Origin of the sequence: Novosphingobium sp., assembly GCF_965228995.1 — a bacterium.
GTDB lineage: Bacteria > Pseudomonadota > Alphaproteobacteria > Sphingomonadales > Sphingomonadaceae > Novosphingobium.
The window spans coordinates 2,980,441-2,996,737 of sequence record NZ_OZ245852.1 but is presented as its reverse complement, the minus strand read 5'-3'; the positions used below and the strand labels follow the sequence as shown (position 1 = coordinate 2,996,737).

General features: G+C 67.2%; 11 protein-coding genes. 8 read left to right on the top strand and 3 right to left on the bottom strand.

What is annotated here, in order from left to right:
- Positions 1-65: 65 nt before the first annotated feature.
- Complete coding sequence (locus tag ACO056_RS13640) at positions 66-1,133, top strand: CaiB/BaiF CoA transferase family protein (protein ID WP_421847613.1); 1,068 nt, start codon at positions 66-68, stop codon at positions 1,131-1,133.
- 194 nt (positions 1,134-1,327) lie between these two features.
- On the opposite strand, the gene ACO056_RS13635 is transcribed toward ACO056_RS13640, so the two are convergent.
- Together ACO056_RS13635 and panB are read right to left on the bottom strand one after the other, a co-directional pair.
- Positions 1,328-2,395: a DUF475 domain-containing protein gene (locus ACO056_RS13635; protein WP_421847611.1), complete on the bottom strand. Its 1,068-nt coding sequence runs from the start codon at positions 2,393-2,395 to the stop codon at positions 1,328-1,330.
- Between the two features lie 45 nt (positions 2,396-2,440).
- Positions 2,441-3,310 (bottom strand): 3-methyl-2-oxobutanoate hydroxymethyltransferase, encoded by an 870-nt coding sequence (panB, locus tag ACO056_RS13630; protein ID WP_421847609.1) that lies wholly within the window; start codon positions 3,308-3,310, stop codon positions 2,441-2,443.
- Between the two features lie 251 nt (positions 3,311-3,561).
- Between panB and ACO056_RS13625 the strand changes: the two genes are divergently transcribed.
- The 5 genes from ACO056_RS13625 to ACO056_RS13605 all read left to right on the top strand — a co-directional run bounded on the left by ACO056_RS13625 (position 3,562) and on the right by ACO056_RS13605 (position 11,916).
- Positions 3,562-5,082: an amino acid permease gene (locus ACO056_RS13625; protein ID WP_421847607.1), complete on the top strand. Its 1,521-nt coding sequence runs from the start codon at positions 3,562-3,564 to the stop codon at positions 5,080-5,082.
- 135 nt (positions 5,083-5,217) lie between these two features.
- Positions 5,218-5,994: a hypothetical protein gene (locus ACO056_RS13620; protein WP_421847605.1), complete on the top strand. Its 777-nt coding sequence runs from the start codon at positions 5,218-5,220 to the stop codon at positions 5,992-5,994.
- On the top strand, positions 5,894-7,492 hold the full coding sequence (locus tag ACO056_RS13615) for a DUF6504 family protein (RefSeq protein WP_421847603.1): 1,599 nt from the start codon (positions 5,894-5,896) through the stop codon (positions 7,490-7,492). The genes ACO056_RS13620 and ACO056_RS13615 overlap by 101 nt, the downstream gene beginning before the upstream one ends.
- Positions 7,493-11,185, top strand: a complete 3,693-nt coding sequence (locus ACO056_RS13610; RefSeq protein WP_421847601.1) for an error-prone DNA polymerase — start codon at positions 7,493-7,495, stop codon at positions 11,183-11,185.
- Between the two features lie 239 nt (positions 11,186-11,424).
- Positions 11,425-11,916, top strand: a complete 492-nt coding sequence (locus ACO056_RS13605) for a GNAT family N-acetyltransferase (protein WP_421847599.1) — start codon at positions 11,425-11,427, stop codon at positions 11,914-11,916.
- On the opposite strand, the gene ACO056_RS13600 is transcribed toward ACO056_RS13605, so the two are convergent.
- Positions 11,913-14,576 carry a hypothetical protein gene (locus ACO056_RS13600; protein WP_421847597.1) on the bottom strand — a complete coding sequence of 888 codons (2,664 nt, stop codon included), beginning with the start codon at positions 14,574-14,576 and terminating at the stop codon, positions 11,913-11,915. The genes ACO056_RS13605 and ACO056_RS13600 overlap by 4 nt on opposite strands.
- Between ACO056_RS13600 and ACO056_RS13595 the strand changes: the two genes are divergently transcribed.
- Together ACO056_RS13595 and ACO056_RS13590 are read left to right on the top strand one after the other, a co-directional pair.
- Positions 14,548-14,952 carry an Hpt domain-containing protein gene (locus ACO056_RS13595; RefSeq protein WP_421847595.1) on the top strand — a complete coding sequence of 135 codons (405 nt, stop codon included), beginning with the start codon at positions 14,548-14,550 and terminating at the stop codon, positions 14,950-14,952. The two genes, ACO056_RS13600 and ACO056_RS13595, sit on opposite strands and share 29 nt — an antisense overlap.
- A gap of 90 nt (positions 14,953-15,042) precedes the next feature.
- On the top strand, positions 15,043-16,266 hold the full coding sequence (locus ACO056_RS13590; RefSeq protein ID WP_421847593.1) for a hypothetical protein: 1,224 nt from the start codon (positions 15,043-15,045) through the stop codon (positions 16,264-16,266).
- Positions 16,267-16,297: the final 31 nt, after the last annotated feature.

Here is a 16,297-nt window from a genome sequence, read left to right as displayed (position 1 = left end):
GACAGCGGCGCAATCGCGCGGCAAACCGATTTTCAATTGATCGGTTAAAACAATCGGGGTGAGTGATGGCTGGTGCGCTGGAAGGTTTGACGGTTCTCGAGTTCGCCGGGATCGGACCGGGGCCCTTCGCATGCATGATGCTGGCCGATCACGGCGCGCGCGTGATCCGCATTGACAGGCCGAGCAAGGGCGCGCGGGTCGGCGATCAGGGTAACCGTGATATCCTCAACCGCAACCGTGTGCGGATCGAACTCGATCTCAAGGATCCTGCCGCCATCGCGCGCATCCGCGAGCTGGTGAAGGAAGCCGATGCCATCATCGAAGGCTACCGCCCGGGCGTGATGGAGCGGCTCGGGCTGGGGCCCGATGTGCTGCTCGCTGACAATCCGCGCCTCGTCTACGGGCGCATGACGGGCTGGGGCCAGGAAGGCCCGATGGCACCGCTTGCTGGGCATGACATCAACTACATCGCGCTGGCCGGCGCGCTGCACACGTATGGGCAGGCCGGCGGCAAGCCGCAGTTTCCGGTCAATGCCGTGGGCGATTTCGGCGGCGGCGGGATGATGATGGCGTTCGGCGTGCTCGCCGCGGTGCTTTCGGCGCAGCGTACCAGCAAGGGCCAGGTGATCGATTGCGCCATGGTCGATGGCGCAGCGATCCTATCGGCGATGACCTGGACGTTCTTCGGCAATGGCCAATGGAAGGACGAACGCGGGGTCAACCTGCTCGATGGCGGCGCCCATTTCTACGACACCTACGAGACGAGCGACGGCAAGTGGATCGCGCTCGGTTCCATCGAGCCGCAGTTCTATGCGCTGCTGATGGAAAAGAGCGGCCTTGGCGCCGATCCTGCCTTCGCCGCGCAGCATGACCAGTCCGCGTGGCCCGCGCTCAAGGCCAAAGTCGCGGCAATGATCGCGACGAAGACCCGCAGCGAGTGGGAAGCGATCATGGAAGGCACGGACATCTGCTTTGCACCGGTGCTCAGCCTCAAGGAAGCGCCGCACCACCCGCACAACGCCGAGCGCGGCATGTTCGTGGAGGATGGCGGCATGACTATGCCCGCACCCGCCCCGCGCTTCCTCGGCACGCCTGCGCCTGCGCCCAAGCTGGCGTCCGAGCCGCTGGATTGATTGGTTCGTGCAGAGGCGCAGAGGCGCAAAGAGGGAAGCAGGGGGTTCGCACAGAGCTCGCAGAGACCGCAGAGAGGCTCTGCGCCGCAGGCATTCGTGGCCTGGCACTTTGGGGCGGATGAAGAAAGCGGCTTCGCCGCGGCGCTACATCTCTGCGGTCTCTGCGAGCTCTGCGCGAACCCGCCTTTCTTGTTCTACTCCGCCCGCAGCGCGTCCTCGATTTCGCCATCGGGGAAGCGGCGGTTGTGGCGGACCGACCACCACAGCGAGAGTCCGATCAGCACCGCACCGATCAGGCCGGTCACGGTCTCGGGGATCTCCACGTGGGCCGAGATCAGCATGATCGCGGCCAGCGCAACGATGGCCCAGAAGGCCCCGTGCTCGAGGTAGCGGTATTCCGCCAGCGTCCCCTGCTTGACCAGCAGCAGCGTGAGCGAGCGCACGAACATCGCCCCGATGGACAGGCCAAGCGCGATGACCACCATGTTGTTGGAGAGCGCGAAGGCCCCGATCACCCCGTCGAAGCTGAACGAGGCATCGAGCACGTTGAGATAGAGGAACCCCGCAAGCCCTGAGCGCACCATCTGCCCCGCCGCCTTCTGCGCGGCCTCGCGCATTTCGAGGATAGTGCCGACCGCCTCGACGGCAATGAAGGTGACGATGCCGAGCGCGCTCGCGCCAAGGAACGTCAGCGCCTCGGCCGGGGGCAGCAGCAGCGATATGCCGTAGACCGCAACCAGCAGGATCGCGATTTCAGCCGCCTTGATATCGGCAAAGCGGGCCAGCCGTGTTTCGATCCAGGTGATCCAGTGGACGTCTTTCTCCCCGTCGAAGAAAAACGAAAGGCCGACCATGGCGAGGAACGCACCGCCGAAACCGGCAATGCCGACATGCGCGCCGGAGACTATTTCTTCGTAGCGCTTAGGCTCGGTCAGCGAGATGCGGACGGCCTCGATCGGCCCGATCCCCGATGCGATCGCCACGATCGCCACCGGAAACACGATGCGCATGCCGAACACCGCGATCACCATGCCCCAGGTGAGGAAGCGGCGCTGCCACACCTCGTCCATCTCGCCCAGCACCACGGCGTTGACCACCGCATTGTCGAATGAGAGCGATATCTCGAGCACCGAGAGCATCACCACGATCCACAGCATCGCCAGCGTGGCAGGCACGGAGGCCGTCTGGATCCAGCCATAAGCGGCTGCCAGAAGCAGGCAGACAAGCGTGAAGGCGATCGAGCCGCCGAAGTTCCTGAGCAAGCGTGGGTCCCGTCATGGCCGCAACGCTTGCGGCTGGCGAAGTCCTTACTTCGGCTGGTACGTCTGTTCCACCCCCGGAAAGGTGCGTGCGCGCACTTCGGCGGCATAGGCCGCGGCGGCGGTGGAGATCGTCTCGGCAAGGTGCTCGTAGATCTTCACGAAGCGCGGCGTGCGCTCGAACATGCCGAGCATGTCGTCGGTCACCAGCACTTGCCCGTCGCACTGCGCCGAAGCGCCGATGCCGATGGTGGGGCAGGGGACGGCCTGCGTGATCGCGATGGCCAGCGGTTCGACCACGCCTTCGACGACGATGGAAAAGGCCCCGGCCTCGGCAATTGCACGGGCATCGCCGATGATCTTTTCGGCTTCCGCCGCGCTGCGCCCGCGTGCGTTGTATCCGCCGAGCACGTTGACCGCCTGCGGGGTGAGGCCGACATGGCCCATTACCGGAATGCCGCGCGCGACCAGAAACGCTACGGTTTCCGCCATCGCGACCCCGCCTTCGAGCTTCACCGCATCGCAGCCGGTTTCCTTGAGCAGGCGCGATGCGCTCTCGAAGGCCTGCTGGGGTGATTGCTCATAGGCGCCGAAGGGCATGTCGACCACGACCGCTGCATGGTACGAGCCGCGCACCACCGCGGCGCCATGCGCGCACATCATGTCGAGCGTGACAGGGACGCTAGAGGGCAGGCCATAGATCACCTGGCCAAGCGAATCCCCCACCAGCAGAAGGTCGCAATGCGCATCGAGCAACTGCGCCTGGCGCGCGGTATAGGCCGTCAGCATCACCACCGGCTGCTCGGTCACCCCATCCACCTTGCGCTGGCGGATTCCGGGAATGTTGAGCCGCTTCATCGGCGCCGGGGTCGGATGGGCGCGGCTGGTAGCGGTGTCGAGGACATAAGTCGTGGACATGTCCAATACTCCTGTAGCGGGTTCCGTTTCGCGGGACCCGCGCTTTTAGAGCAATGCCGCAAAGCCGCAAGGGCAGGTCCGTTTCGGTGCATGACTGTTTCGTGGCGGTGCACAGGGTTGGGGAAAAAGCGCTTTGCGCCTGCGCACGGCGGCGCTAGCTATCGAATTAGCAAACCTGGTTTCCGGCCAGCCTTGCCAGCGCTATCAGGGCGCGCGGCGTGCAGGGCGGCGGACCAAGGCGGGAGATATCAATGTTCGGTCGCGTCAAACCACTCGACGCTATTCTTGCAACTGCCGAGAAGAAATCGCTTCACCGATCGCTCGGCGCTTTCCAACTGACCATGCTCGGCGTCGGCGCTGTCATTGGCACCGGCATTTTCGTGCTGACGGCCGAGGCTGCGCAGAAGGCGGGCCCGGGCATGATGGTGAGTTTCATCATCGCCGGCTTCGTCTGCGCCGTGGCAGCTTTGTGTTACGCTGAAATGGCGGCGATGGTCCCGGTTTCGGGTTCGGCCTACACCTACAGCTACGCCGTGATGGGCGAACTGGTCGCCTGGATGGTCGGCTGGGCGCTGATCCTCGAATACGCGATTGCCGCTGGCGCCGTTTCGGTCGGCTGGTCGGGCTACATGATCGGGTTCATCCAGCACAGTTTCCATGTCACCGTGCCGCTCGAATTCGTGCGCGGGCCGTTTGACGGCGGGTTGATCAATTTGCCCGCCATGGGAATCGCGGCGGTGATCACGTGGCTCCTCGTGCTCGGCACCAAGGAAAGCGCCACGGTCAACGCGGTGCTGGTGGCGATCAAGATCGCGGCGCTTTCGATGTTCGTGGTGCTGACCCTTCCGGTGATCCAGTCGGGCAAGTTCGTGCCTTTCGCGCCGCTCGGCTTCACCGGTATCTCTGGTGCGGCAGCTTCGATCTTCTTCGCCTATGTGGGCTTCGATGCGGTCTCGACTGCTGCGGAGGAAACCAAGAACCCGCAGCGGAACATGCCGATTGGCCTCATCGGCAGCCTCGCGATCTGCACCGTGTTCTACATGCTGGTCGCTGCCGGTGTGATCGGCACCGTTGGCGCGCAGCCGATGTTCGGTCCGGCAGGCGAAGTGCTCTCACCGGGCACGCCCGCGCTCTCGGCAGCTTGCGCCGCGATCCAGGACAATGCGGTAGTCTGCTCGAAGGAGGCGCTGGCCTGGACGCTGCGTTCGGTTGGCTATCCCTTCGTCGGCTGGCTGGTCGGCGCGGCTGCCATTCTGGCGCTGCCCTCGGTCATTCTGATGATGATGTTCGGCCAGACCCGCATCTTCTTCGTGATGAGCCGCGATGGCCTGCTGCCCGAATTCTTCTCGCGCATTCACCCCAAGTTCCGCACCCCGCACGTGATCACGATCCTCACCGGCGTGTTCGTCGCGCTGTTTGCGGCGTTCTTCCCGGTTGGTCTGCTGGCTGACGTTTCCAACTCGGGCACGTTGTTCGCCTTTGCTGCGGTTTCGATCGCGGTGCTGGTGCTGCGCCGGACCGATGCGGGCCGCCACCGCCCGTTCCGCACGCCGGCCGTGACGCTCGTCGCGCCGATCTCGATCGCGGGCTGCGTCTACCTGTTCTTCAGCCTCTCGCGTGAGACGATCCTCCTGTTTTTCGGCTGGGCGCTGGTCGGACTGGTGATTTACTACACCTACAGCCGCAGCCGCAGCCATCTCGGCCGGGGCACGGTGGAAGTGCACGAGACGGACACCGACATTCCGCCGCAGTCGGTGCCGCCCATCGCCTGATCGGCAGATGCGCTGACATGAGGGCCGCTTCCCCCACCGGGAAGCGGCCCTTTTGCATGGAAGGGCAGTGGGCGGGAAGGGCAGGAGGTACGGGGAGGCGCTTGCATGACGGGAGAATAAGAACATAATAGGAACATGAACCGAATCGAAGCCTGTTCCCCTGTCCATGTTCTCTCACCGCCGCTGCCTGCCGGATTGCGCCGCGGCCGCGCCTCCCGCGTTCTTTCCGGCGCCCAATCGGCGCGCTGGCGTCCCGGTATCGCCACCGGTTGCCGCCATGCCGAAGTGTTTGCCCCTGCCGGGGAGGCGAGCGGGGCAGGGCTGGCACTCGCACTTGCGCGCGATGCCCTGTTCGATGATGCAGAGGATCAGCGCCCCTGGATGTGGGTGCAGGACAAGGCGGCGCTGCGGCTTTCGGGCCGCCCCTATCGCCCCGGGCTCCCGCCACACTTGCGCCACCGCCTGATCCATGTCGCCGCCGAGAAGCCGGAAGACGCGCTCTTCGCGCTGGAGGAAGGCCTGCGCTGCCGCGATCTCGCGTTCGTGATCGGTGAGATCGCGGGCAACCCCCGCGCGCTCGATTTCACCGCCTCGCGCCGCCTCAGCCTTGCGGCGGAAAAGCATGGCACCGCGCTCTGGCTGGTGCGGCTGGACGCGCGCACCGATCTCGGCTCGGCGCGGATGCGCTGGCGCACTGCCGCCACCGCCTCGCCCCCGCCGCGCTGGAACCCGCAGGCGCCCGGCCGCGCGACATGGAACGCCGAGCTGTTCCGCGCCCACACCTTTCAACCCGGACACTGGACCTTGCGCGATGACGACACCGCTCTTGCCGCCGAGCCCGCCGGTTCTGGCACGCCGGATCATGGCGATCTGGTGCGCGGACCTGGCGCTCGATCGCTGGCGGCTGGCTGAAGGCTGCGCGGCGGGCGAGGGCAGCGATGCCGCACCGCTCGCGCTCATTGCCGAAACGGCGCACGGGCCCCGCATCGCGGCGGTCAACGCTGCGGGCACTGCGCAAGGCGCGCGCATGGGCGCGATGCTGGCCGATGCCCGCACGCTCTGCCCGGCGCTGGCCGTGCGCCCGGCCGATCCGGCGGGCGATCTCGCCTTCCTCGAAAGCCTCGCGCTCTGGGCGCAGCGCTGGGGGCCGTGGAGCGCGCTCGATCCGCCCGATGGCCTGATCATCGATATCACTGGCGCGGCGCATTTGTTCGGCGGGGAGGCCATGCTGCTGGCGGACGCGCGCGCGCAGCTGCGGCGGCGCGGCCTTGTGGCACGCGCGGCGATTGCGCCGACCGCGGGCGCGGCCTGGGCGTTGGCGCATTTTGGCGCGCATTTCGAGCCGGAGGGCGCAATCCTCGAAGCCGGGGACGATCTCATGGACCGCCTCGCCGCACTGCCGGTCGCGGCCTTGCGGCTCGATGACGATGTGCTGCTGCTGCTGCGCCGGCTCGGCCTCAAGCGGCTGGGCGATCTTGCCGGCATCGGGCGCGAGGCGCTGGCGCGGCGCTTCCGCAACCGCCGCTCGCCCGGCGCGAACCCGCTTGTGCGGCTCGATCAGCTGCTCGGCCGCGTGCCCGAACCGCTGCTCCCGGTGGTCGCCGCCGAGCAGCCCATGGTGCAGCGCCGCCTGCTCGAACCCATCCGCCACCGCCCGCTGCTCGACCGCGTGCTCGCCGATCTTGCCGAAGACATGGCGCGCGCGCTCGAAGCGCGGGGGGAAGGCGCGCGGCGGCTTGAGATGGCGGCGTGGAAGGTCGATGGCGAAGTCGTGGTGCGGCGGCTCGAGATGGCCGCTGCCACCCGCGATCCGGCGCATGTCTGCCGCCTGTTCGCGGCGCGGCTCGATGATCTCGATGCGGGCTTCGGGATCGAGCTGGTCCGGCTCAGCGCACCGTGGACCGAGCCGCTGGCGCTTGCGCAGGCCGAGCTTGATGCCGCTGCAGAGCGCCACGGCACCAGCCTTGCTGCCTGTATCGACCGGCTGACCGTGCGGCTGGGCGAGGGAGCAGTGCGCCGCCCCGTGCCGCGCGCCAGCCACCTGCCCGAACGCGCACAGCGCTGGGCCCCGCCGCTGGAGCCGCTGCCGGGCCTGCAGGAAGACTTCGCCTTCCACGAGCGGCCGCTGAAACTGCTCGACCGGCCCGAGCCCATCGCGGTGATCTACGAAGCGCCCGACGGGCTCCCCCGCCTGTTCCGCTGGAGGGGCGGGGTGCACGAGATCGCGCGCGCCGAAGGGCCGGAGCGCATCGCGCCCGAATGGTGGCGCGAGCGTTCCACCGTGCGCCTGCGCGACTATTACCGCATCGAGGACAGCACCGGCCGCCGCTATTGGATCTACCGCCACGGCCTTGCCGGCGATGGCCGCGGCGGCGCGCCCGAGTGGTTCCTGCAGGGGCTTTGTGCGTGAATGCCTGAGGGGCCGCTCACCCCGGCGCGCCGCCATGTCGCGCCTGATGACGCCTCAGGCGCGCCGTCCCCCGGTACTTTGGCACGCGCGCCCTTCGTCGAACTGGGGCTTGCGACCTGCTTTTCGTTTCTGCGCGGCGCGTCCGATCCGGTCGATCTCGTGCTCGCCGCGCACCGCCTTGGCTACGATGCGATTGCGGTGGCGGACGCCAATTCGATGGCGGGCGTGGTGCGCATCCATGGCGAGGCGAAGGCGCTGGGTGTGCGGCCCGTGATCGGCTGCCGGATCGAGACTGTCGAGGGCCTTGCCTTCCTCGCCTATCCCGCAGACCGCGCTGCCTATGGGCGGCTGTGCCGGCTGATCTCCGCCGGGCGCATGGCGCGGCTTGACGGGGAATGGCAGGCCAAGGGCGTGTGCGAGATCGACCTCGCGCTGCTGGCGGCGCATGCCGAGGGCGTCCACCTCGTGCTGATCCCGCCGCGCGATCTGGATGAGAAATTCACCGTAGAAGTCGAAAGCAACGTCGTCCCCCTCCCGCTTGCGGGAGGGGTCAGGGGTGGGCCCGAGTCAGGCGCAGCGCCCGAACAGCCCACCCCCAGCAGCATGTTATCCCTGCCTTTTGCCGCGCTTGTCCCCCACCTTGTCCACAGGCTACCCAGCTTGCGCCACATCGCCGCGAGCTATCTCTACAGCGGCGATGATATCGCGCGGATCACTGCGCTTGATGCGCTGGCTCGGGCGCATGGCCTCGGCCTCCTCGCCACCAACGATGTGCTCTATCACGAAGCGGCGCGGCGGCCCTTGCAGGATGTGATGACCGCGATCCGCCACAAGACCACCGTGGCGCGTGCCGGGCATCTGCTGCACCCCAATGCCGAGCGACACCTCAAATCGCCCGATGAAATGGTCCGCCTGTTCGAGCGCTGGCCTCATGCCATCACCGCCGCACGCGAGCTTGCCGATGCCTGCCAGTTCAACCTCGATGAACTGCGCTACGAGTACCCTGAGGAAATCTGCCCCGAAGGTCACACCCCGCAAGACTGGCTGGAGGAGCAGACCTGGACCTGTGCAGCGGGGCGCTACCCTTCCGGCGTGCCCGGCAGCGTGCGCGATACCCTGGCGCGCGAACTGGCGCTGATCGGCAAGCTGAACCTCGCGACTTACTTTCTGACCATCAAGGATATCGTTGATTTTGCGCGCAATCAGGATCCACCAATCCTGTGCCAGGGGCGCGGCTCTGCGGCCAATTCGGCGGTGTGCTATTGCCTTGGCATCACCGCGGTGGATCCTGCGCGCCACGCGCTGCTGTTCGACCGCTTCATTTCCGAGGATCGCAACGAGCCGCCCGACATCGACGTCGATTTCGAGCACGAGCGGCGCGAGGAAGTGATCCAGTACATCTACCGCCGCTATGGCCGCCAGCGCGCCGGGCTCTGCGCCACGGTGATCCACTACCGCCCGCGCATGGCGATCCGCGAGGTGGGCAAGGCGATGGGCCTCACCGAAGACGTCACCGCCGCGCTCGCGCGCACCGTCTGGGGCGGGTGGGGCAGCGAGGTGGCCGAGAAGAACGTCGCGCAGGCCGGGCTCGATCTCACCGATCCACACCTCAAGCGAGTTCTCAAATTGACCGAGCAGATGATTGGCATGCCGCGCCATCTCTCGCAGCATGTCGGCGGCTTCATCCTCACGCAGGGCCCGCTGACCGAGACCGTGCCAATCGGCAATGGCGCGATGGCGGACCGCAGCTTCATCGAATGGGACAAGGATGATATCGACGCGCTTGGCATCCTCAAGGTCGACGTCCTCGCGCTCGGGATGCTGACCTGCATCCGCAAGTGCCTCGATCTGCTGGGTGCGCACCATGGCCGCGATCTCACCCTCGCCACCGTGCCGCGCGAAGACCCGGAGACTTACGCCATGCTGCGCAAGGGCGATTCGCTGGGGGTGTTCCAGGTCGAAAGCCGCGCGCAGATGAACATGCTGCCGCGCCTGCGCCCGCGCGAGTTCTACGATCTCGTCATCCAGGTGGCGATCGTGCGGCCCGGGCCGATTCAGGGCGATATGGTCCATCCCTACCTGAGGCGGCGGCGCGGGGAGGAAGCCGTCAGCATCCCCGCGCCGGGCCCCGCCTTCGGCCCGCCGGACGAGCTCACCTCGATCCTCGGGCGGACGCTCGGTGTGCCGATCTTTCAGGAACAGGCGATGAAGATCGCGCTCGATGCGGCGAAGTTTTCGGGCGCGGAGGCCAATCGGCTGCGCAAGGCGATGGCGACCTTCCGCCGCCGGGGCATGGTCGACGAATTGCAGGACATGATGGTCGAGCGCATGACCCAGCGCGGCTACGACCGCGATTTCGCGCAGCGCTGCTTCAACCAGATCCGCGGTTTCGGCGAATACGGCTTTCCCGAAAGCCACGCGGCGAGCTTTGCGCACCTCGTCTACGTCTCGTCCTGGCTGAAGTGTCACTACCCGGCGGCGTTTGCCTGCGGGCTGCTCAATTCGCAGCCGATGGGCTTCTATGCGCCTGCGCAGATCGTGCGCGATGCGGTGGAGCACAGGGTTACGGTGCTGCCGGTGGATGTGAATCATTCGATGTGGGACTGCACTTTGGAGGGTTTGGAAGAGGGTTCACGCGGAGGCGCGGAGGCGCGGAGAGAAGAAGGATGGGGTTCGCGCAGAGATCGCAGAGATCGCAAAGATGCATGGGATGGCGGCGAAGCCGCTTTTGATCCCGATGGTCCGTCAAATTCACTTTCTGCCTGCGGCGCACGCAACGCCTCTGCGGTCTCTGCGAACTCTGCGCGAACTTCCTCTCCCCTTCTCCGCGCCTCCGCGCCTCCGCGTGAACCCCAATTCGCCCTCCGTCTCGGCCTGCGCCAGATCGACGGTCTGCCCGAACACGTCGCCGCCGCGCTCGTTTCAGCGCGCGAGGCAGGGGGGCAGTTTGAAGATGTCGCGGCGCTGAAAGTGCGCGCCGGGCTTTCGCCTGCGATGATCGAGCGGCTGGCGGCGGCCGATGCCTTCGGCTCCATGGGCCTGCCGCGCCGGCAGGCGCTGTGGGATGCGCGCAGCCTTGTTGCCGCGAATGCCCTGCCGCTTTTCGCCGCGGCCGATGCGCGCGAGGAGGGGGAGGAGCGCGCGCGGACCCGGCTGCCCACCATGCCGCTCTCGGAGGAAGTCGTCGCGGATTACCAGACGCAGCGGCTCTCGCTGAAGGCACACCCCATGGCCTTCCTGCGCGCGGAACTGGCCGAGCGCGGCTTTGTGCGAGCGGCCGATCTCAGGGACCGCAAGGCGCGCTCGATGGTCCGCGTGGCGGGTGTGGTGCTGGTGCGCCAGCAGCCGGGAAGCGCCAAGGGCGTGTGCTTCATCACGCTGGAGGACGAGACGGGCGTGATCAACCTCGTGATCTGGCCCGATCTCAAGGAAAAGCAGCGCAGCGTGGTGATGGGCGCGCGGCTGATGGAAGTGCGCGGGCGGGTGGAATACGACGACGAGGTGATCCATGTGATCGCCCAGCACCTGACGGACGCAAGCGAGGGGCTGGCGCGCCTGTCCGATGACGTATTGCAGCCCGCGATGGCCCGCGCCGACGAGGTCAACCGCCCCGTGCCCGGCCGCGTGCCGCCGCCCGCGCGCAGTCATCCGCGCAATGTCCGCGTGATCCCGAAATCGCGCGATTTCCACTGAGGGCGAATACGCGGGCGCGCATGCCACAATTGCGCCGCGAATTCCGGCCAGCGATTACTCCGCGAAACCGAAGCACTCGCCCCAACCCCGTTCATGCTGAGCTTGTCGAAGCACTGTCCTTCCACTTGCGGACGAGGCGCACGCCGCAAGGAAATGCAGTCCTTCGACAAGCTCAGGATGGACGGGTGTAGGGGAGGCGGGTGGTTCAGAAACGATGCACGATACTGTAGGCGGCGCACATGGAAATCATGCGACTGGACCCTGACGATACGACGCGCTTCCTCGCGCTGCGCCAAATGATGTTCGAAGCCGAGGCGATGAGCTTTCGCGGCGCCGGGGCGGATGATGACGCCATCGGCGTGGCCGCGTGGCGCCAGCGGCTGGCGCAAGATCATGTCTATGCCGTGGTGCAGGGGAGCGAATGGCTTGCCGTCGGCGGCCTCACGCGGATCGCGGGGCAGAAGCTCGATCACAAGGGCCTCGTCTGGGGCATGTACGCCGTCCCCGCCGCGCGCGGCACAGGCGCAGCTGCGCGCATTCTGGAACAGCTAGAGGCCGATGCCCGCGCGCTCGGCCTGCGCCAGCTGCAACTGACCCTGATGGCCGACAACCCCCGCGCCCAGGCGCTCTACGAACGCCACGGCTATGTGCTCTACGCCAAGGAACCGGATTCGGTGCACCGCAGCGACGGCAGCTATGTGGATGAAGCGCTGATGTGGAAGCGGCTCTAGGTCCGCAGCCGCTCGATCCCCTGCGCCAGCGCCACGTAAAGCTTGCCCATATCCGATGAGAGCAGCGTCACGCCCAGTGCATGGCCGTCGCGGGTCGAGAGCAGCTGGCGCAGCATCGCTTCGAAATCGTGGATGTAGCGGTTCACGTGGCCGCGGAATTCGGTGTCGGCCTCGTAATGCTGCTGCACCGCGCGCACTTCGCCGCTGTCGAGCAGGCTGACCGCGCGGCGGGTGAAGATGCCGCGGTCTCCGCGCAGGTAGGAGGCCCAGGCGGTTTCCGAAACGTCTGCAGAAAGCACCTTGGTGATGTCGATCGCGGTGGAATTGAGCGATTCGGTGATCAGTGCCGTGCGCCGAGCGAAGTCGTTGTCGACTTGCTCCTCGGCGCGTTCGCGCGCGCGGGCGACGCGGTTTTCGAGGTTGCCAGCGAGCTCGTCCACCTTGGCAAGCTGATCGCGCATCTGGATCGCGGTCTCGCGGCTGGCAGAAGCGGCGCTGTCGATCGCCTCTTCGAGCCGGGCGACCAGTTCGGCGCCGCGGCCCTGCAGGACGCGGACAATGGCGCCCGAAAGCTGCCCGTCGATATTCTGCGACAGCGCCTCGCTGTCCTCCCGCGCGGCTGCGAGCAGCGCGCGCAGTTCGCCGAGCCGCGCCTCCTGTTCGGCCGATTGCGCAGCGAGCGTCTTCTGCATGCGCGCGGCTTCGGCCATCGCCGCCTTGAGGCCGCTGCGCGTGCTTTCCACGTCCTGTGAGAGCGCGCGGCCCGTCTCGCCCGCTTCGTCTAGCACCGTGCGCATCCGCTCGACGCGGTTCTCGAACGCGCCGAGCTCTGCTTCCGCACTGCCCAGCGCTGCGGGAAGGACGGTCCCAGCATGCTCGCCGCCCGCCTGGATAAGCTCGAGCAGCCGTACTGCCGAATCGGTGAGCGTGCCGATCTGCCCGTCAGTCCCGGTCAGCGCCTCGCGCATGGCGATGAGCCGCTGGCCGAGCGTCGTCAGCGCGTGCTCGACGGTGGCCGCAGTCGTATCGCCAGCCTCGCCGGAGGCTTTGATCGTCTCGCTGAAGGCGGCGACTTGCGCGGCAATCGCCTCACACTGGCTGCCGAGCGCGCGCGCTTCCTCCAGCTGGCGCAGGCGCTGCGCTTCGACTGCAAGATCGAGATCGGCAAGCTTGCGGGCCAGCGCCTCGGCCGCTTCCGCGCCGGCGGCCGCCATCGCGGAGCGGCGTTCGCGGATGGCGCTGTCGAGATCGGCAAGGCTCTGCGTGAGCGCGGCGCGCTGCTCGGCCGAGGCGACTTCAAGATTGGCGCGCCGGGCGGCAAGCTGTTCGTCAAGCAGGCGCGCATCCTCGGCAAGGCGGCGAGTGAGATCGGCGGCATTGGCCTCAAACGCCGCGAGCCGGTCGCGCGAGGCGGAAATGAGTTCCTCGTGATCGCTGCCAAGTGCTTCGATGGCCTGGCGCAAGGCCGCGAGCTGGGTTTCGGACCGCTCGGCGAACTGCCCTAGCGCAGTGTCCTCCGCGCTGCTGAGCGAGCGGCTGAACGCGCCGCTTTCCGCGCGCATCGCGGCAAAGCGCGCACCAAGCGCGGCGAGCGTGTCCTCCTCGCTGCGGACGATCGCCTCGCGCTGGCGGGCAAGTTCTTCGCCCAGCGTTTCGGAGCGGGCGCGGATGGCGGCGAGGGCGGCGATTTCCTCGGCATCGAGGCGCTGGCGATGCGCCTCGGCCCCTTGTTCGAGCGCGGCGAAACGCGCCTCGCTCAGCTCGGTGATGCGGCCCGCGCTTTCTTCGAACGCGGCGAGCGCGGCATCGACCTGCTCGCGCACGGTGGCGACCTGCCGCTCGCTTGCCTGACCGAACTCGTTGAGCCGCTGGAACCCGGCGACGAGGTCCTCCAGCTGGGCATGCGCGGTGCGCCCGGCATTGGCGATGGTGTTGGTGACGTCCTTCGCCGAATTGGCAATCACTGGCAGCTGGCCGCGTAGCTTCTCCATGTTCTCGAGCGCATGGTCCGAGACGGTACCGATGCGGTCAACCTGCACGCCATTGCTCGCGATCAGTGCCTGCAACTGCCCGGCATTGCCGCTGATGCGCTCCACGGCGATGCGGCCGAGCGATTCGAGATCGCGGCCCTGTGCCGCCAGAAAATCGCGCGCGAGCGAAAGTTCGGTGTTCACCGCGGCAAGGCGGCGTTCAAGCTGCTGCGATTCGATGCGGAGCAGCTGCGCGGCATCGCCGAAACGCGCCGCCTCGCGGCGGCTGCCACGCCGCACGAGCAGGAGCGCAACCAGTACCACCAGCACCGGCGCGGACCACTCCGAGATCAGTCCGGTCCACACGCCGAGCGGCTGGGCCTGCTGGAACGCGGGAAGGTTGGCCATGACGAATACGCCGGTCCATGCAGCGATCAGCGCTCCGCCAATGGCAAGCCCGAGCCATTCACGCTGCAACCTCGGGGCTCCTTCGTCTTCATCGTCCCAGGCGGCCGCGCTTTCGTCCGGAGCCGACGAGATCGGCCAGCCGCCTTCCGCTGCCGCGCTGCCGTCCGCATCTTCCAGCCGCGCTTCATCCGCCAGGCGCGTGCCCAGCTGGATGGCAGCCGCATTGGCTGCATTGTCGTCCGCGCCGCCTTCGATGGCGATGATCTTTCTTCCCCCGGCCATGTCCGCGTGCTTATCACACTTGGGGCCGCCGCTTAAAGGCAACTTAACTTCGTTCTTATATTCTTCGGCCATGGCTTACCTTGGCGATGCGATCGATGCCCATCTGGCTGCGGCGACCGGAGACGATGCGGAGCTGTTTCGCGAATTGCGCGCGGCCTTCGTCGAAAGCGCGCGCCGACAGCTCGATCTGCTTGGCCGCTCGCGGTGCGACGGCAATTGGGAAATGGCGGCCATGCGGCTGAAAAGTCTTGCCGCAACCTTCCATGCCGAAGAGCTTATCGTGCTGGCCGACCAGGCTCTCAATAGCGCTCCGGGTGAACCGGCGGTCCTGCGCCGCATTGCAGCCGCTCTGGACTCCATAGAACCGACCGGCTGATATTTGCTGCCAAGCTTGGCAGCGCGCGCGCCTGCGCCTAGCATGGGGCAAAGGGAGGTCGCCGCCTTGCGGGTTGCATTGTTGTCGTTGATGGACGCCGCACAGGGCGAGCCACAGGGTCTTCGCGGCCTGCTCCCGATTGGCGGGCGCTCGATTCTGCGCCATCAGCTGGGCCTTGCCATGGCGCTTGGCTGCTCGCGCATCGTGGTTCTGGCCGAGACACTGACCAGCGATCTCGTCACGCTTCAGCATATAGCGGAGGCGGGCGGTGCGCGCTTTCATGTCATCGCATCTGCGCGGGCGCTGGCGCCGCTGGTCGCGGCCGAGGATGAACTGCTGGTGCTGGCCGAGGGGCTGCTGGCAATGCCCGAGGATGCGCTGCGCCTGCTGGGTGACGGGCCGGTCATGCTCACTGTGCCGGTCGAGGCCGGTCTGCCGCTCGGCTTCGAGCGCATCGATATCAACAATGCCGGGGCGGGGGCGATGCTGCTGCCGGGCAAGCTGATTGCCGCGCTGGGCGATCTGCCGGGTGACTGGAACCCCGGCTCGGCGCTGCTGCGGATTGCTTCGCAGGCCCGCGTGGTACAGCGCGAACTTCCCGCACTACTGCTCGATCAGGGCCGCTGGCGCCTGATTCGTGACGAGGCCGAGGCGCACCGGGCCGAGCCCGGCTGGGTGCGGCTGCACACTGCCGGTGCCGAAATGCGCTCGCCGGGTTCGTGGATCGCTGCGGGAATCGTGCGGATGCTCGGTCCGGCGCTGCTCCATGCCGGCACGCGGCCCTATGTGATTGCACTTGGCGCAGTGATTACCGCACTGCTCGGCACCGGCGCGGGCTGGTTTGGCTGGTGCGGCCCCGGTTTTGCCATGTTCGCGCTGGCGTGGCTGGTGCATCAGGTTGCGGGCCTGCTCGCGCGGGTCGAGCGGGATTCGCTGATCGCGTGGTCGGGCGGGGCGCCGCTTGATCGCCTTGCTGACTGGATTCTCGATGGCATGTTCGTCACGCTCTGTGCCTGGCGCAGCGAGATTCCCACGGTCACCGGGGTTCCCTGGGGCATTGCGTGGTTTCCGCCAGTGGTGCTGTTCCTGCTGCTGCGGCTGTTCCAGCGCCTCCAGCCTGAAGAGGCGTGGATCTGGTGGTTGGGGGACCGCTTCGTCATCGGCGTGGCGCTGGCGCTGTCCAGCGTCCTGCTCCCGTTCGATTTCGTGCTGCGTGCGCTGGTGGTGTCGCTGCTGGTTGCCGGGCTGTTGCTCGCGGGGCGCTTCGACGGGCCTTTGGGCAAAGCCCCCGGGGATGGGGGGCGGCCCGCGTGACAGCAATCACCCTAACCCCGAATTAACCAGC